The organism is Mycolicibacterium pulveris (assembly GCF_010725725.1).
Taxonomy (GTDB): domain Bacteria; phylum Actinomycetota; class Actinomycetes; order Mycobacteriales; family Mycobacteriaceae; genus Mycobacterium; species Mycobacterium pulveris.
Genome location: NZ_AP022599.1, coordinates 3,079,056 through 3,100,408 on the forward strand (window position 1 = coordinate 3,079,056; position 21,353 = coordinate 3,100,408).

General features: G+C 69.2%; 24 protein-coding genes. 11 read left to right on the plus strand and 13 right to left on the minus strand.

Going from position 1 to position 21,353, the window contains the following annotated elements; all coding sequences use genetic code 11:
- Positions 1-3 precede the first annotated feature (3 nt).
- Positions 4-234, minus strand: a complete 231-nt coding sequence (locus G6N28_RS14935; RefSeq protein ID WP_163901496.1) for a hypothetical protein — start codon at positions 232-234, stop codon at positions 4-6.
- Positions 235-341: 107 nt separating this feature from the next.
- Here G6N28_RS14935 and purL point away from each other — a divergent pair, with 107 nt between their 5' ends.
- From purL to G6N28_RS14950, 3 genes are read left to right on the plus strand one after another with little or no spacing between them, the layout of a single operon-like run.
- Positions 342-2,636, plus strand: coding sequence for a phosphoribosylformylglycinamidine synthase subunit PurL (purL, locus tag G6N28_RS14940; RefSeq protein WP_163901498.1), 2,295 nt, complete (start codon positions 342-344; stop codon positions 2,634-2,636).
- Entirely contained in the window at positions 2,633-4,363 is a 1,731-nt protein-coding gene (locus tag G6N28_RS14945; RefSeq protein ID WP_235674579.1) for an alpha/beta hydrolase, read from the plus strand. Before purL ends, G6N28_RS14945 begins: the two co-directional genes overlap by 4 nt.
- Positions 4,360-4,998 (plus strand): Rv0804 family intramembrane glutamic endopeptidase, encoded by a 639-nt coding sequence (locus G6N28_RS14950; RefSeq protein ID WP_235674580.1) that lies wholly within the window; start codon positions 4,360-4,362, stop codon positions 4,996-4,998. Before G6N28_RS14945 ends, G6N28_RS14950 begins: the two co-directional genes overlap by 4 nt.
- Before the next feature lie 37 nt (positions 4,999-5,035).
- Here the strand turns inward: G6N28_RS14950 and G6N28_RS14955 are convergent, their stop codons facing one another.
- Positions 5,036-6,238, minus strand: a complete 1,203-nt coding sequence (locus G6N28_RS14955; protein ID WP_163901500.1) for an MCE family protein — start codon at positions 6,236-6,238, stop codon at positions 5,036-5,038.
- A 16-nt stretch (positions 6,239-6,254) separates the two neighbouring features.
- On the opposite strand from G6N28_RS14955, the gene G6N28_RS14960 reads away from it, so the two are divergent.
- Positions 6,255-6,635 carry a sterol carrier family protein gene (locus tag G6N28_RS14960; protein ID WP_163901502.1) on the plus strand — a complete coding sequence of 127 codons (381 nt, stop codon included), beginning with the start codon at positions 6,255-6,257 and terminating at the stop codon, positions 6,633-6,635.
- A gap of 98 nt (positions 6,636-6,733) precedes the next feature.
- The gene (purF, locus tag G6N28_RS14965; RefSeq protein WP_163901504.1) at positions 6,734-8,251 is read left to right on the plus strand and encodes an amidophosphoribosyltransferase; all 1,518 of its coding nucleotides are present in this window, start codon (positions 6,734-6,736) and stop codon (positions 8,249-8,251) included.
- Positions 8,252-8,253: 2 nt separating this feature from the next.
- Here purF and G6N28_RS14970 read toward each other — a convergent pair whose 3' ends face one another.
- Together G6N28_RS14970 and G6N28_RS14975 are read right to left on the minus strand one after the other, a co-directional pair.
- On the minus strand, positions 8,254-9,213 hold the full coding sequence (locus G6N28_RS14970; protein ID WP_163906272.1) for an NAD(P)H-binding protein: 960 nt from the start codon (positions 9,211-9,213) through the stop codon (positions 8,254-8,256).
- Positions 9,214-9,238: 25 nt separating this feature from the next.
- A complete protein-coding gene (locus G6N28_RS14975) occupies positions 9,239-9,679 on the minus strand; it encodes a cupin domain-containing protein (RefSeq protein WP_163901506.1) in 441 nt (146 codons plus the stop codon).
- A gap of 107 nt (positions 9,680-9,786) precedes the next feature.
- Between G6N28_RS14975 and purM the strand changes: the two genes are divergently transcribed.
- Entirely contained in the window at positions 9,787-10,860 is a 1,074-nt protein-coding gene (gene purM, locus G6N28_RS14980; RefSeq protein ID WP_163901508.1) for a phosphoribosylformylglycinamidine cyclo-ligase, read from the plus strand.
- 4 nt (positions 10,861-10,864) lie between these two features.
- On the opposite strand, the gene G6N28_RS14985 is transcribed toward purM, so the two are convergent.
- Both G6N28_RS14985 and ygfZ read right to left on the minus strand, forming a co-directional pair.
- Positions 10,865-11,032 (minus strand): DUF3073 domain-containing protein, encoded by a 168-nt coding sequence (locus G6N28_RS14985; protein ID WP_082933132.1) that lies wholly within the window; start codon positions 11,030-11,032, stop codon positions 10,865-10,867.
- A gap of 126 nt (positions 11,033-11,158) precedes the next feature.
- The gene (ygfZ, locus tag G6N28_RS14990; RefSeq protein WP_163901510.1) at positions 11,159-12,232 is read right to left on the minus strand and encodes a CAF17-like 4Fe-4S cluster assembly/insertion protein YgfZ; all 1,074 of its coding nucleotides are present in this window, start codon (positions 12,230-12,232) and stop codon (positions 11,159-11,161) included.
- 33 nt (positions 12,233-12,265) lie between these two features.
- Between ygfZ and G6N28_RS14995 the strand changes: the two genes are divergently transcribed.
- Positions 12,266-13,156: an aminodeoxychorismate lyase gene (locus tag G6N28_RS14995; protein WP_163901512.1), complete on the plus strand. Its 891-nt coding sequence runs from the start codon at positions 12,266-12,268 to the stop codon at positions 13,154-13,156.
- Positions 13,157-13,485: 329 nt separating this feature from the next.
- A complete protein-coding gene (locus tag G6N28_RS15000; RefSeq protein WP_163901514.1) occupies positions 13,486-14,328 on the plus strand; it encodes an ABC transporter substrate-binding protein in 843 nt (280 codons plus the stop codon).
- 4 nt (positions 14,329-14,332) lie between these two features.
- On the opposite strand, the gene G6N28_RS15005 is transcribed toward G6N28_RS15000, so the two are convergent.
- The 7 genes from G6N28_RS15005 to lmeA form a co-directional block, all read right to left on the minus strand.
- Positions 14,333-14,962: a nitrobindin family protein gene (locus G6N28_RS15005; protein WP_163901516.1), complete on the minus strand. Its 630-nt coding sequence runs from the start codon at positions 14,960-14,962 to the stop codon at positions 14,333-14,335.
- 217 nt (positions 14,963-15,179) lie between these two features.
- A complete protein-coding gene (locus G6N28_RS15010) occupies positions 15,180-15,482 on the minus strand; it encodes a DUF1416 domain-containing protein (RefSeq protein WP_163901518.1) in 303 nt (100 codons plus the stop codon).
- A gap of 1 nt (position 15,483) precedes the next feature.
- Positions 15,484-16,317, minus strand: a complete 834-nt coding sequence (locus G6N28_RS15015) for a sulfurtransferase (RefSeq protein ID WP_163901521.1) — start codon at positions 16,315-16,317, stop codon at positions 15,484-15,486.
- A 36-nt stretch (positions 16,318-16,353) separates the two neighbouring features.
- The gene (locus G6N28_RS15020) at positions 16,354-16,830 is read right to left on the minus strand and encodes a DUF4395 domain-containing protein (RefSeq protein WP_163901523.1); all 477 of its coding nucleotides are present in this window, start codon (positions 16,828-16,830) and stop codon (positions 16,354-16,356) included.
- Positions 16,831-16,922: 92 nt separating this feature from the next.
- Positions 16,923-17,015, minus strand: coding sequence for an Ms5788A family Cys-rich leader peptide (locus G6N28_RS27445; RefSeq protein WP_407662030.1), 93 nt, complete (start codon positions 17,013-17,015; stop codon positions 16,923-16,925).
- 29 nt (positions 17,016-17,044) lie between these two features.
- Positions 17,045-17,467: a thioredoxin family protein gene (locus G6N28_RS15025; RefSeq protein ID WP_163901525.1), complete on the minus strand. Its 423-nt coding sequence runs from the start codon at positions 17,465-17,467 to the stop codon at positions 17,045-17,047.
- Positions 17,464-18,261 (minus strand): mannan chain length control protein LmeA, encoded by a 798-nt coding sequence (lmeA, locus tag G6N28_RS15030; RefSeq protein WP_163901527.1) that lies wholly within the window; start codon positions 18,259-18,261, stop codon positions 17,464-17,466. The genes G6N28_RS15025 and lmeA overlap by 4 nt, the downstream gene beginning before the upstream one ends.
- Positions 18,262-18,439: 178 nt before the next feature.
- Between lmeA and G6N28_RS15035 the strand changes: the two genes are divergently transcribed.
- From G6N28_RS15035 to pstS, 3 genes are all read left to right on the plus strand, one after another.
- Positions 18,440-19,225, plus strand: coding sequence for a winged helix-turn-helix transcriptional regulator (locus tag G6N28_RS15035; protein ID WP_163901529.1), 786 nt, complete (start codon positions 18,440-18,442; stop codon positions 19,223-19,225).
- Positions 19,222-20,103: a mycothiol synthase gene (gene mshD, locus G6N28_RS15040; protein ID WP_163901531.1), complete on the plus strand. Its 882-nt coding sequence runs from the start codon at positions 19,222-19,224 to the stop codon at positions 20,101-20,103. The genes G6N28_RS15035 and mshD overlap by 4 nt, the downstream gene beginning before the upstream one ends.
- Before the next feature lie 129 nt (positions 20,104-20,232).
- On the plus strand, positions 20,233-21,351 hold the full coding sequence (gene pstS, locus G6N28_RS15045; RefSeq protein WP_179962202.1) for a phosphate ABC transporter substrate-binding protein PstS: 1,119 nt from the start codon (positions 20,233-20,235) through the stop codon (positions 21,349-21,351).
- The last annotated feature ends 2 nt before the right edge of the window (positions 21,352-21,353 follow it).

A 21,353-nucleotide genomic window follows, 5' to 3' on the forward strand; every position in this document is an offset into this window, starting at 1 on the left:
AGGTCAGCCGAGCCGCTGCGCGAGCAGTTCCTTGGCCATCTCGGCGCCCTTGCGGCTGTCGGCTTGAGCCTTCAAGAACAGCTCCACCACCGCGTTGTCGCCGTCACGCTTGGCGTCTTCGATGAACGTCTCCATCTTCAGCGCGTTGCTGAGGCACTGCTCGGTGAACCAGATGAGGTTGTAATCCTTGTCTTTGGTGCCGGTCACGTGGCCGGACTCCGACATCGTGGTCATGTGTCACCTTCCTTTCTTTTGCGTGACGTAGTGGGGGCTACCCGCCGAGCCCGCGCGGAAACACATGTCGGAAGGCTGCCGGTGGCGCCCCAAACTAGACTGGTGGCGTGACGTCCGGGCTCTCTTCTGAGGTCGACACCGTCGACCACGCCGCCGCCACCCCAGAACACCCGCAGCCGTTCCGCGAACTCGGCCTCAAAGACGACGAATATCAGCGGATCCGCGAGATTTTGGGCCGTCGGCCGACCGACGCCGAGCTGGCGATGTACTCGGTGATGTGGAGCGAACACTGCTCCTACAAGTCCTCCAAGGTGCACCTGCGCTACTTCGGCGAGACCACCACCGAGGAGATGCGCGCGTCGATGCTGGCCGGTATCGGTGAGAACGCAGGCGTGGTGGACATCGGCGACGGCTGGGCGGCCACCTTCAAGGTCGAATCGCACAACCACCCGTCCTACATCGAGCCGTACCAGGGTGCGGCCACCGGCGTCGGCGGCATCGTCCGCGACATCATGGCGATGGGCGCGCGACCGGTCGCGGTGATGGACCAGCTCCGGTTCGGCCCTGCTGACGCGCCCGACACCCGCCGCGTGCTGGACGGCGTCGTGCGCGGCATCGGGGGGTACGGAAATTCGCTGGGCCTGCCCAACATCGGCGGCGAAACGGTGTTCGACGCCTCCTATGCCGGCAACCCGTTGGTCAACGCGCTGTGCGTCGGGGTGCTGCGCAAGGAGGACCTGCACCTGGCGTTCGCCTCGGGTACGGGCAACAAGATCATCCTGTTCGGCGCGCGCACCGGCCTCGACGGTATCGGCGGCGTGTCGGTGCTGGCCTCCGAGACCTTCGGCGGCGACGAGAGCGGGCCCGGCCGCAAGAAGCTGCCGAGCGTGCAGGTGGGCGACCCGTTCATGGAGAAGGTGCTCATCGAGTGCTGCCTGGAGCTGTACGCCAACGACCTGGTGGTCGGCATCCAGGACCTCGGTGGCGCCGGATTGTCCTGTGCCACTTCTGAGCTCGCGTCGGCCGGCGACGGCGGGATGACGATCGAGTTGGAAAAGGTGCCGCTGCGCACCCCCAACATGACCCCGGCGGAGATCCTGTCCAGCGAGTCGCAGGAACGCATGTGCGCTGTCGTGGCGCCGGAGAACGTGGAGAAGTTCCTCGAGGTCTGCCGCAAATGGGACGTGCTGGCCACCGTCATCGGCGAGGTGACCGAGGGGGACCGGCTCAAGATCACCTGGCACGGTCACACCGTCGTCGACGTGCCCCCGCGCACGGTGGCGCACCAGGGCCCGGTCTACGAGCGCCCGGTACAGCGCCCCGACACCCAGGACGCGTTGAACGCCGACACCACCGCGAAGCTGCCGCGCCCGGCCACGGGCGAGGAGCTGAAGGCGACTTTGCTTGCGGTGCTGGGCAGTCCGCATCTGTGCAGCCGCGCGTTCATCACCGAGCAGTACGACCGCTATGTGCGGGGCAACACCGTGCTCGCCGAGAACGCCGACGGCGGTGTGTTGCGCGTCGACGAGGCGACCGGTCGCGGCATCGCGGTGTCGACCGACGCGTCGGGCCGCTACACCGCGCTCGACCCTTACACCGGCGCGCAGCTGGCGCTGGCCGAGGCCTACCGCAACGTCGCCGTCACCGGCGCCACCCCGGTGGCGGTGACCAACTGCCTCAACTTCGGTTCGCCGGAAGATCCCGGGGTGATGTGGCAGTTCAGCGAGGCGGTGCGCGGCCTGGCCGACGGCTGTGTCGCGCTTGGTATTCCGGTCACCGGCGGCAACGTCAGCTTCTACAACCAGACCGGGTCGACGGCGATCCTGCCGACGCCGGTGGTCGGCGTGCTCGGCGTGATCGATGACGTCCAGCGCCGGATCCCGACCGGCTTCGGCGCCGAGCCCGGTGAAACGCTGATCCTGCTCGGCGACACCCACGACGAGTTCGACGGCTCGATCTGGGCGCAGGTCACCGCCGACCACCTCGGCGGGGTGCCGCCGCGCGTGGATCTGGAGCGCGAGAAGCTGCTCGCCGAGGTGCTCGCCGCCGCATCACGCGACGGGTTGGTGTCGGCGGCCCACGACCTGTCCGAAGGCGGCTTGATCCAGGCCGTGGTCGAGTCGGCGCTGGCCGGGGAAACCGGTTGCCGCATCGTACTTCCCGAGGGTGCCGATCCTTTCGTCACGCTGTTCTCCGAGTCGGCGGGGCGGGTGCTCGTCGCGGTACCGCGCACCGAGGAGAGCCGGTTCCGGGCGATGTGTGAGGCGCGCGGGTTGCCCGCGACCCGGATCGGGGTCGTGGACCAGGGCAGCCAAGACGTTCAGGTGCAGGGCCTGTTCACGGTCAGCCTGGAGGACCTGCGGAGCACGTCGGAAAGTGTGCTTCCCAGGTTGTTCGGGTGACACAGCGCACCGATCGCGAACGACATCCGCTGTACATCTGGGCTTGGCGCCTGATTCGGCTCGACTTCGTCGGCATCGCGTTCGGCGCGCTGTTCTTCTGCCTGTCGCTGACCCCGTCGTTGCTGCCGCGCGACTGGCTGTTTCAGGGGCTGACCGGTGGTCTCAACGCCGCGATCGGCTACGGCATCGGGGTGTTCGTCGGAAGCATGGTGCGCCGCTTCGTGTTACGGGGCCGGTCGTGGTGGCCGCCGCCGAAGCGGGTGCTGTGGGTGCTCAAGACCGTGGTCGTCGTCGGGTCGGCGGGGGCCTGCCTGCTGATGCTGATTCCCGCGGCGGCCTGGCAGCGACAGATTTCGGCGGTCATGGGCATCGAGGGACCCGAGACACCGGCCTATCTGCGCACGCTGACCGCGGCGGTCCTCGCCAGCGCCGCGCTGGTGGCCGCGTCCCGCGTGGTGCTCGACGTGATCAAGACCATGGCGCGGTTCTTCATCCGGCGCTGGCGCCTCAACGACGAAGTGGCCCTGTTCATCGGGACGGCGATCGTCGTCGTGCTGGTCATCCTGCTGGTCAACGGCGTGCTCATCCGCGGCTTCCTGGCCGGCGCCAACCGGGTGTTCCAGCCGCAGAACACCACCACCCGAGCGGGCATCACCCAGCCGCTGGAACCCGAAAGATCAGGCAGCCCGGAGTCTTTCGCCGCGTGGGACACGTTGGGGTATCAGGGCCGCAACTTCGTCGGCACCGGCCCGGACGTCGACGAGTTGACGCGGCTCAACGGCGCCCCGGCCCAGGTGCCGATCCGCGTCTACGTCGGCCTGCAGACCGCCGACACCGACGAGCAGCGGATAGCCGTGCTGATGAGCGAACTCGAACGCACCGGCGCGTTCGACCGCGAAGTGCTGGTGATCATCCCCACCACCGGCACGGGGTGGGTCAACCCCATCTCCGCACGCGCGGTGGAGATGATGTACAACGGCGACACCGCGCTGGTCGCGTCGCAGTATTCCTTTCTGCCGAGCTGGATCTCGTTTCTCGGTGACCAGGAAAAGTCGATGAAATCCGGGCGCATGATGATCGACGCCGTGCACAAGCGGTGGGCGCAGCTGCCGCCGGACCGGCGACCGAAACTCATGCTGTACGGCGAAAGCCTCGGCTCGATGGCCGGTCAGGGCGCGTTCGGCTGGCTGCCCGACATCTCGCGGATGGGTTTCTCCTCGGTGCTGTGGGTGGGCCCGCCGAACGCCAGCCCGCTGTGGAAGGCGTTGATCGCAGGGCGCGACCCCGGCACACCCGAGGTGCAGCCGCGCTACGACAACGGCCGCACGGTGCGGTTCTCGCAGGCCATCGACACCGCCCAGATCGCCAAGGTCACCGAGGAGCCGTGGGAGGGCACCAGGGTGCTGTTCTTGCAGCATCCTTCCGATCCGATCGTGTGGTGGTCCGAGGATCTGTTGTTCACCCGGCCCGACTGGCTCAAGGAGCCGCCGGGGCTCGACCGCAGCCCGTCGATGCGGTGGTACCCGATCGTGACGTTCTGGCAGGTCGCCGCGGATATGACCAACGCGAGCTCGGTGCCGGACGGGCACGGCCACAACTACGGCGAGTACATCCTCGACGGCTGGGTGGCTGTCGCCCCGCCCGAGGGCTGGACACCCGAGGACACCGAACGACTCCGCGTCGCGATGCGCAAGGCCATCGCGGCGGCAGAGGACCTCGTGAAGTGAGTGCCGGCAAGCGTGCCGCGGCGCTGGGCCTGGCGGCCGGGCTGGTCGGGTGGGGTCTGGTGGTGCCCCGGTTCCCGTCGCGCTGGCATCCCGTGCCGCACACCGTCGTCGCGACGACGCTCGCAATGCTCAGCGGGGCCCCGCTGGGACTGAAGCCGCCGCAACTGTGGTCGGGGCTGCGGCTCGGGGCGGCCACGGCCGCTTCGGTGTCCGCCGGCGTCGCCGCCACGACCGCGTTGCCGCGGGCGCGTACGGAACTCAGCGGCCGTGCCCTGCCCGACGGGGTGCTGCGCTGGCTGCTGGTCGGGATACCGCTGGGCACGGTGTGGTCGGAGGAGGCGGCCTATCGCGGCGCGCTCGGCACCGTTGCCGCCGAGGCGTTTGGGCCGGGCGGCGGGAGGCTGCTTCAGTCGGCGGCGTTCGGGCTGTCCCACATCGCTGACGCGCGCGGCACCAGCATGCCCGTGCTGCCCACCGTGCTGATCACCGGCGCGGCCGGCTGGCTGTTCGGGTGGCTGCACGACCGCGCGGGCAGCCTGCTCGCGCCGATGCTCGCGCATCTGGCTATCAACGAAGCCGGCGCGGTGGCGGCCCTATGGGCGCGAGCAGACGCCAACACCCCCAAAAGCGGGTGAAAAAGGGGGTTTTCACGTCTGGTCGCCGGAATAACCGTTACGGGTTGATCGTGAGCTCGCCGACCTGGCGGCCCCACACGTACTCGATGTACATCGGCTGGCCGAGCTCGAGGTGGTTGTAGGGGGCGATGCTGGCGCCGGTGTCCATCACCAGATACGGTGCCGGCCACAGCTCCCGGGTGATCTTCTGCCAGCAGCCGGGCCGGCCTTCCGGCCCGCCGCGGGCGTTCACCCGCGGCAGGTTGTCGGGATAAATGTAGGGGTTGGCTGCGCCGGCGATGGTGCCCGACGAGGTGGCCAACGAGTAGCCGTTGCCGCCGAGCGTACGCGCCACCACCTCCTCCATCTCGTAGGCGGTGCGGATGCTGCACAGCAGCATGCCGCGGTAGTCGTCGAGGAGCTTGCTGGTCGGCAGCAGGTCGGCGGTGCCACGCACGAGGTACGGCCCGCTGCGTTCGAAGGTGTCGGCGCCGACGTCGCCGAACCCCAACGCCGCCATCAGCGCCGCGTCCAGTTCGTTGCGGTGCTCGTTGACCGTGGCCGCCGACGTCGCCGCGTGCTCGAGCCCGTCCCACAGATCCGGCGACGCGTCGGCGTACACCTCGCCGAGGTCAGCGAGCAGGCGGGTGTCGTCGCGGATGTGCGGCATCCGGGCGTTGAGGTCGGCCAAGATGTCGTTGCCGTCGATGAGGGACTCGCCGAACCGGTGGCCAAGCCCGGTCAGCGCCTCGGCCGTCGCGGCCAGTGTCTGGTTCAGCTTGACCGGGTCGACCTGCTCGGCGATCTCGGTCACCGTCTCGAACAGCGTGTTGAACTCGGTGGTCACCGCGGTGGCCGTGATCACGCCGTGCTCCGAAATCCGTTCGCGGGAAGGGTCTTTTGGCGCGGCCAACGACACGTACTTGTTGCCGAACACCGTCGTCGCGCGGATGTCGGCGTGCACGTTGGCCGGAATCACCGCGAGGTAGCGCGGGTCGACGTCAAGGGTGAGACCGGCCGTCGCAGTGCCGTCGTCGACCAAGCCGATGCGGACGACCCGGCCGATCTCCACGCCGTTGTAGGTCACCTTCGCGCCGCGCTCGACCACCAGACCCGCCCGGTTCGACACGACGGTCAACTCGGCCTTCGGCGTCAGGTCGCCACGAAACTGCAGGTAGATGAGGCTTGCCGCGATCGCGGCAATGATGACCAGGCTTGCACCCGCCACCTTGTACGGCGGATTGTGGCGGTCGATGGACACTTTGAGAATCTAGGGTATGGCCGGCCGTCGTGGTGTCGATCCAGCGAAGACGCGTACCGCTGTGACCGCGGTGCTGGAGTGGCTGCGCAACGAGTCCCGACCGGCGCCGACGCGCGGCGAGTTGGCGGAGGCGGTGCGGTTGACCGCCCGCACGTTGGCGGCGACGGCGCCCGGGTCGAGCGTGGAGGTCCGGGTGCCGCCTTTCGTTGCGGTGCAGTGCGTTGCGGGTCCCGCCCACCGGCGGGGCAACCCACCCAACGTCGTGGAGACCGACCCGCGCACCTGGCTGCTGTTGGCCACCGGGATGCTCACCGTGGCCGACGCCGTCGCAGGCGGCACGCTGAAACTGTCGGGGGCGCGGGCCGGCGAGATCGAGCAGTGGCTGCCGGTCACGTGAGCGGATGTGTCCGGTGACACTCGGCCGCGATGCCGACTTTCGGCGCAGGAGCCCGTAAGCTGGTGACGTCACCAACGCCCCGATGGAGCAGCCCTATCGTGACTGGCCCAGAGCCCGAGCCAAGAGAAGAATGCGGCGTCTTCGGTGTCTGGGCGCCGGGTGAAGAGGTCGCCAAACTCACCTACTACGGGCTCTACGCGCTGCAGCACCGCGGCCAGGAAGCCGCGGGTATCGCCGTCGCCGACGGTTCGCAGGTGCTGGTGTTCAAGGATCTCGGGCTGGTCAGCCAGGTTTTCGACGAGCAGACGCTGGCCGCCATGGAGGGCCACGTCGCGATCGGGCACTGCCGCTACTCCACGACCGGCTCCACGACCTGGGAGAACGCCCAGCCGGTGTTCCGTAACACCTCGGCGGGCACCGGTGTCGCGCTCGGCCACAACGGCAACCTGGTCAACGCCACCGAGCTGGCGGGCCGGGCCCGCGAGGCCGGGCTGCTGGACACCCGCGGCGCACCCGCCGCCACCACCGACTCCGACATCCTCGGCGCGCTGCTGGCCCACGGCGCGGCCGACGCGACGCTGGAGCAGGCCGCGCTCGAGCTGCTGCCGACGGTGCGCGGGGCGTTCTGCCTGACGTTCCTCGACGAGAACACGTTGTACGCGGCGCGCGACCCGTACGGGGTGCGCCCGCTGGTGCTGGGCCGGCTGGACCGCGGCTGGGTGGTCGCGTCGGAGACGGCGGCGCTCGACATTGTCGGCGCGTCGTTCGTCCGCGACATCGAACCCGGTGAGCTGCTGGCCATCGACGCCGACGGGGTGCGCTCCACCCGGTTCGCCAATCCCGAACCCAAGGGCTGCGTCTTCGAGTACGTCTACCTGGCCCGCCCGGACAGCACGCTGGTCGGCCGCTCGGTGCACAAGACCAGGGTCGACATCGGCCGTGCGCTGGCCCGCGAGCATCCCGTGGACGCCGACCTGGTGATCGGTGTGCCGGAGTCAGGCACGCCGGCCGCGGTCGGCTACGCGCAGGAATCCGGCATCCCGTTCGGGCAGGGGCTGACCAAGAACGCCTACGTCGGCCGCACGTTCATCCAGCCGTCGCAGACCATTCGTCAGCTGGGCATCCGGCTCAAGCTGAACCCGCTGAAGGAAGTGATCCGCGGCAAGCGGTTGGTGGTCGTCGACGACTCGATCGTGCGTGGCAACACCCAGCGGGCGCTGGTCCGGATGCTGCGCGAGGCCGGCGCCGTCGAGGTGCACGTGCGCATCGCCTCGCCGCCGGTGAAGTGGCCGTGCTTCTACGGCATCGACTTCGCCACCCCGGCCGAGCTGATCGCCAACGCGGTCGAGAACGGGGGCGAGATGCTCGAGGCGGTGCGCCACGCGATCGGCGCCGACACGCTCGGCTACATCTCCCAGCACGGCATGATCGCCGCCACCGAACAACCGGCCTCGCGGCTGTGCAGCGCGTGCTTCGACGGCAACTATCCGATCGAGCTGCCCGGTGAGACGGCGTTGGGCAAGAACGTGATCGAGCACATGCTGGCCACCGCGGCGCGCACCGGTGTTCCGGTGCAAGCGGAAAACGACAACGTCTCCGCGCTGCGCAGGCCCTGACGTCAGGGCCTGCCGACGTGCGCCCAGCGCGGATCGCTTGGTAGCGGACCGATTTCCAACGCGCGTGCCACCGCGTCCCGATATCCGGTCAGGCCGCCAGGCGGAGGTGCGATCACGCTGTCGATGTCGTGCTCGGACGCGGTGGCGTCGCACTCGAGCGATTCGACGAGCGGACGCGCCAGCCCGGCGGGCATCGGGGTGACCAGCCCGATCCACCAGCTCGCGATCGACGGCGTCAGCCAGGGCAGCACCACGATCAGCCGCCGCCGCAACCCGGCCACCTCGGCGTACACCTGCATCGCCTCGCCGTACTCGAGTACGTCCGGGCCGCCGATGTCCCAGGTGCGCGACGTCGGCACCGCGGTGTCGGCCGCCTCGGCCAGGTAGTGCAGCACGTCGTCGATCGCGATCGGCTGCACCTTGTTGTGCACCCACTTCGGTGCGGTCATCGCGGGCAGGCGGTTGGTCAGATGCCGGATCAGCTCGAAGGACGCCGAGCCGGAACCGATCACGACGCCGGCCTGCAACACCACCGTCTCGACCCCGGACTCGATGAGGATGTCGCCGACCGCGGTGCGCGAGCGCAGGTGCGGGGAGAGTTCCACGCCGGACGGATGCAGCCCGCCGAGGTAGACCAGGCGTCGCACCCCCGCGCGCCGCGCGGCCTCGACCACGTTGCGGGCCGAGCGGGCTTCTTCGGCCACGAAATCCGACGAGGTGCCCATCGAGTGCACGAGGTAGTACACGACGTCCATGCCGTCGAATGCCGCGCTCAGCGACTCGGTGTCACCGAGGTCTCCACGCGCCACCTCGACGTCGCCGCGCCAGCCGACATCGCCGAGTTTGGCGGGGTCGCGGGCCAAGGCCCGTACGGCACGTCCGCGGTGGAGCAACAGGGGGACCAGGCGGCCACCGATGTAGCCGGTGGCCCCGGTCACCAGGCAGCGAATCGCGTCAGACACCCCTGCGGGATCGCCGTTTTCGGCGTCAGGCAAACCCGCAGCCCGGATCGGGCGCGTCCTCCGACAGCGGAGTGCCTGGCGGCTGGATGTAGACCACCACCATCACCAGCGGAACCGGCCCGAGGTTGCGCCCGATGTGGACGTGGTCGGGGCCGCTGGCCTCGCTGATCGGCGCACCCGGCGGATAGATGCCGTCGACCGTACAGTTCGCCGTGTCGTGGGTCAGCGTGCCGTCCTGGATGACGCCGAAGACCTGGCCGTCGTGGTAGTGCCAGCCGGTGCTGCCGCCGGGGGCGATGGTGATCTCGCGGGTGATGTATTCGACGCCGTCGACGGTGGCCTCGGAGATGGTCACCGCCTCGACGCCGACCGACGGGGTGGCGACGGCCGAGGGGGCGCCGCTGAACGCCGCCACGACCGTCGTGAGGGCAACCGCGGGCATCACGCCCGAGCGAACTCGTGTCATAACCGGTCAGATTGGCACATCGACGGCGGTTTCGCCGGTTGGACGCGTGCAGGGTATCTGTGAAGGCGGTTACCGCGCCGGGCGCCGCGACGGTAGCCTTGCTCTCGATGACCGAACGCGCCGAACCTGTCGGCATCTCCTACGCGTCTGCCGGGGTGGATATCGAAGCCGGGGAGCGCGCCGTCGAACTTCTCAAGCCCTTGGCCAAAAAGGCCACCAGACCAGAGGTCCGGGGTGGGCTGGGCGGGTTCGCCGGGCTCTTCGCGTTGCGCGGTGGCTACCGCGAACCGGTGCTGGCCTGCTCGACCGACGGGGTCGGTACCAAGCTCGCCGTCGCACAGGCGATGGACAAGCACGACACCGTGGGCATCGACCTGGTCGCGATGGTGGTCGACGACCTGGTGGTGTGCGGCGCGGAACCGCTGTTCCTGCAGGATTACATCGCGGTCGGTCGCACGGTGCCCGAGCGGATCAGCGAGCTCGTCAGCGGCATCGCCAACGGCTGTGTGATGGCCGGTTGCGCGCTGCTCGGCGGCGAGACCGCCGAACATCCCGGGTTGATGGCGCCCGATCACTACGACGTCTCGGCCACCGGGGTCGGCGTGGTGGAGGCCGACGACGTGCTGGGCCCCGATCGGGTCAAGCCGGGCGATGTGATCATCGCGATGGCGTCCACCGGGCTGCACTCCAACGGCTACTCGCTGGCGCGCAAGGTGCTGCTGGAGATCGACCGGATGAACCTGGCCGGCCACGTCGAGGAGTTCGGCCGCACGCTCGGCGAGGAACTGCTCGAGCCGACCCGCATCTACGCCAAGGACTGCCTGGCGCTGGCCGCCGAAACCCAGGTCCGCACGTTCTGCCACGTCACCGGTGGTGGGCTGGCGGGGAACCTGGAGCGCGTCATCCCGCACGGCCTGGTCGCCGAGATCGACCGGGGCACTTGGACACCCGCACCGGTGTTCGGGATGATCGCTCAGCGCGGCCGCATCGAGCGGGCCGAGATGGAGAAGACGTTCAACATGGGTGTCGGCATGGCCGCCATCGTCGCGCCGGAGGACACCGACCGCGCGCTGGCGGTGCTGACCGCACGCCACCTGACCTGCTGGACGCTAGGCACCATCAAGAAGGGTGGAAAGGACGCTCCTCGAGCCAAACTCGTCGGGCGTCACCCGCGCTTCTAGGCGGCTAGGGGCGCCATTCGTCCTCGTCGGCCCAATCGTCGCCGTTGAGGTGGTCGTCGTCGGGTGCTCCCGACAGCTCTCGCTGAAGCCGTTCGAAGTCGGTTTGTGGAGAGCTGTACTTGAGCTCACGAGCAACCTTGGTCTGCTTTGCCTTAGCCCGGCCGCGGCCCATGGGGGAACCCCCTCGCGCAATAACGGAGCGGCCCAATTTTGAGGCGGCTCCGGTCTGAATGTCGTTTATCGTCCTGCGCACAGCTTACCGTGCCTGGCTGCGACGTGCTGGCAGGGTGTCACCCGGTCAACGGTTCCCGCTGCGTAACCGCTCGACGGCGCGTCGGCCCGCCCCGACGGTATCGGCGGGCGGCATCGAATCCGGGTCGATCACGGCCGCGGCGGCCACCTCGCCTCCGGTGACCAGCTCGGTGTCGGCTGGCAGGCCGCGCTTCAGCAGGGCGAGTGCGATCGGGCCTTCGTCGACATGATCGACCACGGTGCCGATACGCCCGACCGGGCGCCCGCCGGCCAGCACCGGATCACCGGTCGCGGGCCGGTCCGTGGCGCCGTCGAGGTGCAGCAACACCAGCATGCGCGGCGGTTTGCCCAGGTTGTGGACCCGCGCGACGGTCTCCTGCCCGCGGTAGCAGCCCTTGTCCAGGTGCACCGCCGACCCGATCCAACCCACCTCGTGGGGGATGGTCCGCTCGTCGGTGTCCACGCCGAGCCGGGGCCGGCGCGCGGCCACCCGGTGCGCCTCGAAAGCCCACACCCCGGCCTGCCGTACGCCGGCGTCGACGAGCCGCTGCCGCCACGCGGCGGCCTGCTCACGCGGCACCACCAGGTCGAGCTCCAGGCCGGGCCCGCGCAGCCTGCGCAGAAAGCCGCCGTCGGGAAGGGCCGTCGCGGTGGCTTCAGCCGGTAGCGAACCGACGCCGAGCGCGGCCAGCACCGTGGGATCGGCCAGCCGGGGCCCCAGCAGGGACAGCACCGCGAGGTCGGCGGTCTCGACGGTGACGTCGGCCCAGAACACCATCCTGCGCAGGTAGGTCAGCAGCGGTTCGCCGCGTGCGGGCTCGGTGTCCAGGTAGGTGACGCCGCCGAGCTCGGTCTGGACCCAGTGATCTTCCACCCGGCCCTGGCCGTCGAGGCTCAGGTTGTCGGTGACCGCGCCGTCCGGCAGTTCGCTGACGTGCTGGGTGGACAGGCTGTGCAGCCAGGTCTGGCGCTCCGCTCCGGTGAGGGTGATCACCGCCCGGTGCGAGCGGTCGATGACGACGGCGTCGGTGCCCGCGGCGCGTTGCTCGCCCAGCGGATCGCCGTAGTGCCAGACGGCGCCTGCGTCGGGTCCGGTGTCGGGTGCGGAAACGGCTGCCATGTCCTCAACTTTACGGCGCTACGCTTCTTGGCCATGGCGAGCCAAAACGCCGCCGTCGTCGTGACGCTGGACGGTGAGCTGCACGACCCGGCCGAACCGCTGCTGTACGCCGACGACCTCGCCGCGGTGCGCGGCGACGGGATCTTCGAGACGCTGCTCGTGCGCGACGGCCGCCCGTGCCTGCTGGAGGCGCACCTGGCCCGGCTGACCCAGTCCGCGCGGCTGTGCGATCTGCCCGCCCCGCAGCTGCCGAAGTGGCGCCACGCCGTGGGCGTCGCGGTCGAACGCTGGCTTGCCGGCTCCTCCGAGGAGGGCGTGCTGCGGCTGGTGTACAGCCGCGGCCGGGAAGCGGGCACGGCGCCCACCGGGTACGCGACGGTCGGCGGGCTGCCCGCCCGCGTGGCGTCCGCCCGTGCGCACGGCGTGGCCGCGATCAGCCTGCCGCGCGGGCTGTCGGCCGAGGGCACCGCCGAGATGCCGTGGCTGCTGGCCGGCGCGAAGACGCTGTCGTATGCGGTGAACATGGCGGCGTTGCGGCACGCCGAACGGCACGGCGCCGACGACGTCATCTTCGTCGGCTCCGACGGCTACCTCCTGGAAGGGCCGCGCTCGACGGTGGTGCTCGCCACCGAATCCGAGCGCGGCGGTGCGCGGCCCACCCTGCTCACGCCGCCGCCGGAGTTCCCGATCCTGCGGGGCACCACCCAGCAGGCCATGTTCGACGTGGCCCGCGACAAGGGCTACGAGTGTGAGTACCGGGCGCTGCGACCAGCGGATCTGCTTACCGCACAAGGGATTTGGTTGGTGTCCAGCATCACCCTCGCCGCGCGCGTGCACACCCTGGACGGCAAGGCGTTGGCCCCGTCGCCGTTGGCCGGTGAGTTCGCCGAGCTGATCGACGCCGCCGTCGTCAGCGATCGCTGACCGCGTCACGGTCCGAAAACCGCTTGTCGCTGCCGCGGTGCACGGGTAGCTTCGGCCGTACACAGGGAAGGAGGTGGTCCGACAAATTGAGTGACTTATGGACTTGTGAGGTGGCTGCGAGCTAGCAGCGCCAGGGGAATGAGCTGACGGCTCTTCGCATTCTGCGCGCGCTGGCGAATTCCCCGCAGTCACCCGGCCCCCGAGCCCCTCGGTGTTGTCCAACCAGGAACCAACGGCTCGGGGGCCGACCCATCTCCGGACCCGGACCGGTAGGAAAACGTTGCCGCATCGAGCTTGGCTTGCATCGCGCGCTGGGCGATGATGCGGCCATGCGCATCGCATGGAGGCTCGGCGCGTTGCTCGCCGTGCTCGTCGCGCTCGTCTCGTGTGCCCCGATCTCCCGTGACCCGGCCCCGCGCGCAGAGGACTGCCGCACGGACCGCTTGGCCACCCTCTACAAGGGCGTGTTCACGTTCGGCACCGACCAGCCGGTCTATCCCCCGTGGTACATCGGCGACGACCCGAGCAACGGGGAAGGGTTCGAGTCGGCGCTGGCGTACGCGGTCGCGGCCAGGATGGGCTACAGCGGCGAGGAGGTCCGCTGGGTTCGGGTGCCGTTCAGCGAGGCGCTCGCCGCCGGCCCGAAGTCCTTTGACGCCAACCTTTCTCAGTTCTCCATCACCGATCAGCGCAGGGCCCTTGTCGACTTCTCCTCGCCGTACTTCGACGTGACCCAGGCCGTGGTCACCGTGAAGTCGTCGCCCGCCGCGCAGGCGACCAGCCTCGAGGACCTGAAATCACTGCGGCTGGGCACCCAGGTCGGCACCACCAGTTACACCGCGGCCATGTCGATGGGCAGCGCCAGCCTGGTCGAGGTCTATCACACCACGAGCGATGCGAAGCTGGCGCTGCGCGAAGGGGAGATCGACGCCATCGTCGCCGACCTTCCGACCGCGTTCGCGGTGGCCGACGAGATCCGGGACGGCGTGATGGTCGGTCAACTTCCCGCCACCGAAGACGATGTCGAGCAGTTCGGGATCGTCCTGCACAAGGACAGCCCGCTGACGCGCTGTGTGTCCCTTGTCGTCGACGAACTGCGCGCCGACGGCACCCTGGCACAGCTGCAGAACACCTGGCTGGCCGATGCCGGTAAAGCGCCGATGCTGACCTGAGGGGCTATCCGGCGAAACGCGACAGCCGCGCCGACAGATGCGGCACCAGACCGCCGTCGGCGTCGACCCGTTCCTCGACGTAGCCCAGGTCGCCGCCCTCGATGATGCCGTAGAGCCGCTTGGCGCCGCCGACCAGCACTCCGGACTTCGTGCGGGCCAGGGCGTCGGTCGCCAGTTCCCACGACGACTGGGAGAGCGGACGGCCGTAGAACAGTTCGACGTAGCCCGAGGAGTGCGCCAGAAGCAGTTCGATGGCCTGGGACTCCGACGCATCCGCCGGGTCGTTGACGAAGCGCCAAAAGCCCGATTCGCGCAGCCACGGCCGGTCGTACTGGCCGGACTCGGTCAGCCGCCAGGACCGGGCTTCCCAAATCAGATAGTCGGCACCGCTGTGGGAGACCACGATCTGTTGGCCGAACCGGTAGTCACCGTCGGCGTCGCGGCCTTCGCCCTCACCGCGCCACACCCCGACGAGGGGCAGCAGCGCCAGCAGCGCGTCGCTGAGGTCGGCGCCCTCACGCAGGTTGGCCGTGTCGGGTGGGCCGGGCAGGTCGGCGAATACCGGGATGTTGCGTGAGGCGGTCGCTTTGGCCCGCTCGGCCGCCGCTGCGATGGCTTCGTCGCCGGAGGTCACGACTCGTCGGTGACCAGCCGGTACAGCGCGTACAGCGCGAACCAAGTAATCACCACAACCGCTGTCACCAGCAGTATCTCGAAGAACAACACCACGCCGTCGAGTCTAGTCAGCGGCGCGCGGCCAAGCACACGGGCCCGGCCGCCGAACGTGAGGTTGTGTGCGAGATCTCGGCGGATCCTTCGGACACAACCTCACGTTCGAGCGAACAGAGGGCCTAGGCGACCTTGACGTCGACCTCGTGGATGCCCGCGCCGGTCGGCGCGACGCTGGCATCGCCATTGCCTGCCGGCGACAGCGCACGCAGCGTCCAGGTGCCGGGCGCGGCGAAGAACCGGAAGTCGCCGGTGGCCGACGCGACGACCTCGGCGGTGAACTCATCGGAGCTGTCGAGCAACCGCACGAACGCACCGCCGACGGCCTGACCCGAGCCGTCCACGACACGGCCGGTGATCACCGTCTCCTTCTCGAGATCGACGCTGGCGGGCAACGTCAGTCCTTGTCTGGGTGCAGAGCACATATCAACTTCCCAACTCGATCGGGGCCCCCACCAGGGAGCCGTATTCCGTCCAACTGCCGTCGTAGTTCTTGACGTTCTTGTGTCCGAGGAGCTCCTGCAGCACGAACCAGGTGTGCGACGAGCGCTCACCGATGCGGCAGTAGGCGATGGTCTCCTTCTGGCCGTCGAGGCCGGCTTCGGCGTACAGCTTGGCCAGTTCCTCGTCGGACTTGAATGTGCCGTCGTCGTTGGCGGCCTTGCTCCACGGAACGTTGATGGCGCCGGGGATATGCCCGGGCCGCTGGCTTTGCTCCTGCGGCAGGTGCGCGGGAGCGAGGATCTTGCCGGAGAACTCATCGGGGGAGCGCACGTCGACGAGGTTCTTCTGGCCGATCGCGTCGATCACCTCGTCGCGGAACGCGCGGATGCTGTTGTCCGGCGCCTTGGCGGTGTAGGTGGTGGCGGGCCGGTTCGGCACATCCTTCACGAGCGGACGACCGTCGAGCTCCCACTTCTTGCGACCGCCGTCGAGCAGCTTGACGTTCTCGTGGCCGTACAGCTTGAAGTACCAGTAGGCGTAGGCGGCGAACCAGTTGTTGTTGCCGCCGTAGAGGATCACGGTGTCGTCGTTGGAGATTCCCCGCTCGGACAGCAGCTTGGAGAACTGCTGCTGATCGACGAAGTCGCGACGCACCGGATCCTGAAGGTCGGTCTTCCAGTCGATCTTGACGGCGCCCTCGATGTGGCCGTCGTCGTAGGCGCTGGTGTCTTCATCGACCTCGACCAACACGATGTTCGGAGCGTTGAGGTTGCTCTGGACCCAGTCGGCCGAGACCAGGACGTCGGAGCGTGCCATGTATGAAATCCTTTCGCTTGCTTGGGCTTTGAATCCCTATACGGGTGAGGGAACGCCCGGGTTCCTGCGAACCCGTGCGACGAGCGGATAGAGCTGACAGCCAAGGCAGATGCCGAAAGCTGCGTTGAGCAACGCCGCCACCAACGCCAGGCCGGTGGCGAGCAGTCCCAGCGCCGACAGGCCGGCGGCGAAGCCGACCGCGCCGACGGCGGCGAACACCAGGCCGACCAGCTGCGCGAACCCCAGCGGCGGTACCGGCTCGCGTTCGGTGACCGGGCCCAGCCGCGGTGCGATCAGGTGGGCGAACACCCGACCGTAGGGGTGACGACGCGGTCCGAATGCGGCGCCGACAGCGAACACCGCGGCCTGCGCACCCAGCACCGCCGCGGCGCCGAGGTGGCTGACCGTCGACACCAGAAGGGCGAGCACCAGCACCGCCGTGGTCACCCACGCGGTGAACCTGGGGCCGCGCACATCCACCTGGGGGACGGCGGGTCGGGTGTCGGTCGGCATCAAGTCACACTCCTGTTGCAGTTGGGCCGGGCTGATGGCGGGCAGACCAGAACGGCTGCCCAGAGCGAGCGCGCCAGATCGCGCAGCTGCGCTCAGCAGCTACAACAACAACAGAAAGAACCCGCGACGCGGCACAGATCTACTGCGCGGCGCTTGGTGAGCATCGGCTCAAGGCGGGCGGACACGCCGCACAGCTTACCCAATGACCCAGCGCTCAGGCCAACAGCGGTGTCAGCACCTTGCGCAGGTCGGCCGCCGTCGGCACCCCCGACGTGCGGTACCGAGGCCGCCCATCGGCATCGAAGATGATCGTCGTCGGCAGCGAGAGCACCGAAAGCCGTTGGGCCGCCTCGGGGTTGGTGTCCATGTCGATCTCGACGTGCGAAACCCGCGGCAGCTCGTCGCACACCTGGTCGACGACCCGGCGCACCCCCGCGCACGGCCCGCACCAGGGTGCGCTGAAGTGCAGCACGGTCGGCCCGCTGGTCGACAAGCCCAGCCCGCTGGTGTCGATATTGGCGGCTTTTTCTCCCGCTACGCGCAGCTGAGCGCGCAGCGCGATCAACCGGCTGATCACGTAGGCGACCCCGAAGGCGGCCACCAGCACCGCGATCACCAGCACCCAGGAAGAGCTCATGACAAATTGAACTCGTCGAGCGCCACGGTTACTCCCTCGGCGATGCCCTCGATGATGACGTCGGAGCCGCGCGCCCCCTGCGCCGTCGGCGCCAGCCCGAACGGCAGCTTCTGGCCCGGCACGCTCGTCGAGAACGCCGCCAGCACCGCAGCCTGCTTGTCCTCGGGAACCTCCTGGTCAGCGGTGCCCGGGCCGGTCAGCACGTGGGTGGCCGTCATCACCAGCGTGGTCTGGTCGGGGCCGACGACCTCGAGGTCCACCGCGATGCTCACCTTCTCGTGATACCCGGCCTTGGCCGGCGTTCCGGTGAACACCAGCCCCCGATTGCTGGAAATACCCGATTCGGTGGTGCCGCCGGTGGAGTCGTTGCTTTCCCGCGTCGGCGCCTCGACCAACAGGTCGGTGATGCCCATGAACCGGCCGATATGCGTGGAGTCGATGATGATGCGGCTTTCGGCCTTGCCGACGGGCAGCCGGGCGTCCGGGCCGATCAGCCACGACGCCTCGGTGAGGTCGATGTCATGCAGCGTCGCCTCCAGCGACGCCTTGCCGACCACCGGGTGATCGACGCTGGCCGCCCGGATCTCGATCTCGTCGTAATGACGGTCGGCCGCCTGGGTGATGAACGGGAACCCCAGGATCGCCGCCGACGGGTCGTGCTGCAGGTTCGCGGCCGTGCGCACGCTTCTGGCCAGGTGATATTCGGCGTAGATGGCCGCACCGAAATCCGCTCCGGCCGCGCCGACGACCACGGCGACCACGGTTGCCAGCACCCCGATCAGCAGCTTGCGCACCCGCACATTCTGGCCCACCGCGCTTTATCGACCGGTTCGGCGCGGCCAAAGGCCAGGTGTCACGCTATCGTTAGATGACTAACGGTCGGGTAACGGCCGCATGTCAAGCATGAATCCGGGAAGTCACCAGCGACACCGTTGTCATCGGCGAGGTCCCCAATGGCTGCTGGAGGGCCAGTTGGATCTACTGCTATTGACCGTCGACCCACGGCCTGAGTCGGTGCTGCCGTCGTTGGCCCTGCTGCCGCACACCGTGCGCACCGCACCGACCGAGGTCTCGTCGCTGCTCGAGGCGGGCAGCGCGGACGTGGCCATCGTCGACGCGCGCACCGATCTGGCCGCCGCCCGCGGGCTGTGCCGCCTCCTCGGCACCACCGGCACCTCGGTCCCTGTGGTGGCCGTGGTCAACGAGGGCGGCCTGGTTGCTGTCAACGTGGAGTGGGGGCTCGACGAAATCCTGCTGCCGAGTACCGGGCCCGCCGAGATCGACGCCCGCCTGCGGCTGCTGGTCGGCCGTCGCGGCGGGGTCGCCAATCAGGAAAACGCGGGCAAGATCACGCTCGGTGAGCTGGTGATCGACGAGGGCACCTACACCGCGCGGCTGCGGGGCCGGCCACTGGACCTCACCTACAAGGAATTCGAGCTGCTGAAGTATCTGGCCCAGCACGCGGGCCGGGTGTTCACCCGCGCGCAGCTGCTTCAGGAGGTCTGGGGATACGACTTCTTCGGCGGCACCCGCACCGTCGACGTGCACGTGCGGCGGCTGCGCGCCAAGCTCGGCCCCGAATACGAGTCGCTGATCGGCACCGTCCGCAACGTCGGCTACAAGGCCGTGCGTCCCGCCCGCAGCAGCCGCCCGCCTGCCGCGGCCGAGCTGGTCGACGACGTCGACGACGACGAACCCCACGAATCCATGCCCGACGCGGTGCCCGACTCGCTGGCTGACCCGCTGCGCAGCCAGTGACGGCGCTTCAGTGGCGTGCTGGTCTGTCGGCTGACGACCAGCGCGCGATTCGCGAGCTGGTCGACGCGGCCACCGCCGCCGACGGTGTCGCCCCGGTCGGTGATCAGGTGCTGCGGGAGCTGGGGCACGACCGCACCCGGCATCTGCTGGCCGTCGCGGACGGCGCGATCGTCGGCTACCTCAACCTGACCCCCGAGCCGGCCATGGCCGAGCTCGTCGTGCACCCCGAGGCCCGCCGGCGCGGGATCGGGTCGGCGCTGGCACGCACCGGCCTCGCCGCAGGCGGCGTGGGCACCCGCATCTGGGCCCACGGCAACCTGGCGCCCGCCCGCGCCACCGCCGCCGCGCTGGGCCTGGTGGTGGTGCGGGAACTGCTGCAGATGCGCAGGCCGCTCACCGATCTGCCGCCCGTCACCCGCCCTGAGGGTGTGCGCATCGCCACCTACTCCGGACCTGCCGACGACGCCGAGCTGATACGGGTGAACAACGCCGCCTTCGACTGGCATCCCGAACAGGGCGGCTGGACCGAATCCGACTTCGCCGAGCGCCGCGACGAAGCGTGGTTCGACCCGGCCGGGTTGTTTCTGGCGTTCGACGACCAGACCGGTGCGCTGCTCGGCTTCCACTGGACGAAAATTCACACCGCCGATCTGGGCGAGGTCTACGTCGTCGGCGTCGACCCCGCCGCCCAGGGCCGCGGCCTCGGCGGCGCGCTCACCCTGATCGGCCTACACCACCTTGCCGAACGGCTGTCGGACAGCTCACAACCGACGGTGATGCTTTACGTCGAGGCGGATAACTCCGCGGCGGTAAAGACCTACCAGAGACTGGGTTTCGAGATTTTCGCCGTCGACGCCGCCTACGCGGCCGACCAGTGACCCACGGCACCTGTTCACCTTCCGTTAACCTCCCATCCCCGTGGCGTCCACCACGGCCGCATACGTTGCCGGAGGACTCAAGCCGTTAACCAGCCTCGACCGAAAGTGGGATTCGTGAAGCTCTTCAGCATGGGCACGGGCGCGCCGCTCGGCAAGGTTCTGTCCGCCACGGCGATCGCCGCGCTGACCCTGTCCGCGTGCGGCAGCGACGACAATGTCGCCACGACGCAGCCCGGTGAGACCGGAACCGACAACGCGTCGGCGCAATGCGGTGGCAAGAACGAGATCACGGGCGAGGGTTCGACGGCGCAGCAGAACGCCGTCGCGGTCTTCAACCAGGTGTGGGGCCAGATGTGCGGGGGCAAGAACATGTCGTACAACCCGACCGGGTCGGGTGCCGGACGCCAGCAATTCATCGCGGGTCAGGTCGACTTCGCCGGCTCGGACTCCCCGCTGTCCGAGGAGCAGGTGCAGCCGGCCGCCGAGCGCTGCGACGGAAACCCGGCGTGGCACCTCCCGCTGGTGTTCGGGCCGGTCGCGATGGCCTACAACCTCGAGGGCGTCGACGGTCTCGTGCTCAACGCGGACGTGCTGGCCAGGATCTTCCAGGGCCAGATCACCAACTGGAACGACCCGGCGATCGCCGCGGTCAACGGCGGCGCCACGCTGCCCGACGCCCCGATCACGCCGATCTACCGGTCGGATTCGTCGGGCACCACCGACAACTTCCAGAAGTACCTGGCCGCCGCGGCGCCGCAGAGCTGGACCAAGGGCGCCGGCAGCGAATTCCAGGGCGGCGCCGGTGAGGGCGCCCAGAAGTCGGCGGGCGTCGTGCAGGCCGTCCAGGCCACCCCCGGATCCATCGGCTACGTGGAGAAGGGCTTCGCCGAGCAGGCCGGGGTGCCGTTCGCGGCGATCGACAGCGGCGCGGGCGCGGTGGAGCTGACCGACGAGTCGGCCGGTAAGGCCATCGACGCTGCGACGTTCGCCTCGGAGGGCAACGATCTGGTGCTGGACCTGAACTCGCTGTACGGCACCCAGGAGCCCGGTGCCTACCCGCTGGTGCTGGCCACCTACGAGATCGTCTGCTCGGGTGGCTACGACGCCGACACGTCGGCCGCGGTCAAGTCCTTTCTCACCGCGGCCGCATCCGGGCAGGGCCAATCAGGGCTGCCCGCCGCCGGCTACGTCCCGCTGCCCGACCGGTTCAAGGAGCGGTTGCTGACGGCCGTGGACGCAATACAGTAGTC

Bases quoted from the DNA above. Each gene is read 5' to 3' on its own strand.
- G6N28_RS15020 (WP_163901523.1), bottom strand. From the start codon at position 16,830: ATGCCGACCGACACCCGACCCGCCGTCCCCCAGGTGGATGTGCGCGGC.
- G6N28_RS15000 (WP_163901514.1), top strand. From the start codon at position 13,486: ATGCGCATCGCATGGAGGCTCGGCGCGTTGCTCGCCGTGCTCGTCGCG.
- pstS (WP_179962202.1), top strand. From the start codon at position 20,233: ATGGGCACGGGCGCGCCGCTCGGCAAGGTTCTGTCCGCCACGGCGATC.
- G6N28_RS15010 (WP_163901518.1), bottom strand. From the start codon at position 15,482: ATGTGCTCTGCACCCAGACAAGGACTGACGTTGCCCGCCAGCGTCGAT.
- G6N28_RS14975 (WP_163901506.1), bottom strand. From the start codon at position 9,679: ATGACACGAGTTCGCTCGGGCGTGATGCCCGCGGTTGCCCTCACGACG.
- G6N28_RS14985 (WP_082933132.1), bottom strand. From the start codon at position 11,032: ATGGGCCGCGGCCGGGCTAAGGCAAAGCAGACCAAGGTTGCTCGTGAG.
- purM (WP_163901508.1), top strand. From the start codon at position 9,787: ATGACCGAACGCGCCGAACCTGTCGGCATCTCCTACGCGTCTGCCGGG.
- G6N28_RS14960 (WP_163901502.1), top strand. From the start codon at position 6,255: ATGGCCGGCCGTCGTGGTGTCGATCCAGCGAAGACGCGTACCGCTGTG.
- G6N28_RS14995 (WP_163901512.1), top strand. From the start codon at position 12,266: ATGGCGAGCCAAAACGCCGCCGTCGTCGTGACGCTGGACGGTGAGCTG.
- G6N28_RS15025 (WP_163901525.1), bottom strand. From the start codon at position 17,467: ATGAGCTCTTCCTGGGTGCTGGTGATCGCGGTGCTGGTGGCCGCCTTC.
- ygfZ (WP_163901510.1), bottom strand. From the start codon at position 12,232: ATGGCAGCCGTTTCCGCACCCGACACCGGACCCGACGCAGGCGCCGTC.
- G6N28_RS14935 (WP_163901496.1), bottom strand. From the start codon at position 234: ATGACCACGATGTCGGAGTCCGGCCACGTGACCGGCACCAAAGACAAG.
- G6N28_RS15015 (WP_163901521.1), bottom strand. From the start codon at position 16,317: ATGGCACGCTCCGACGTCCTGGTCTCGGCCGACTGGGTCCAGAGCAAC.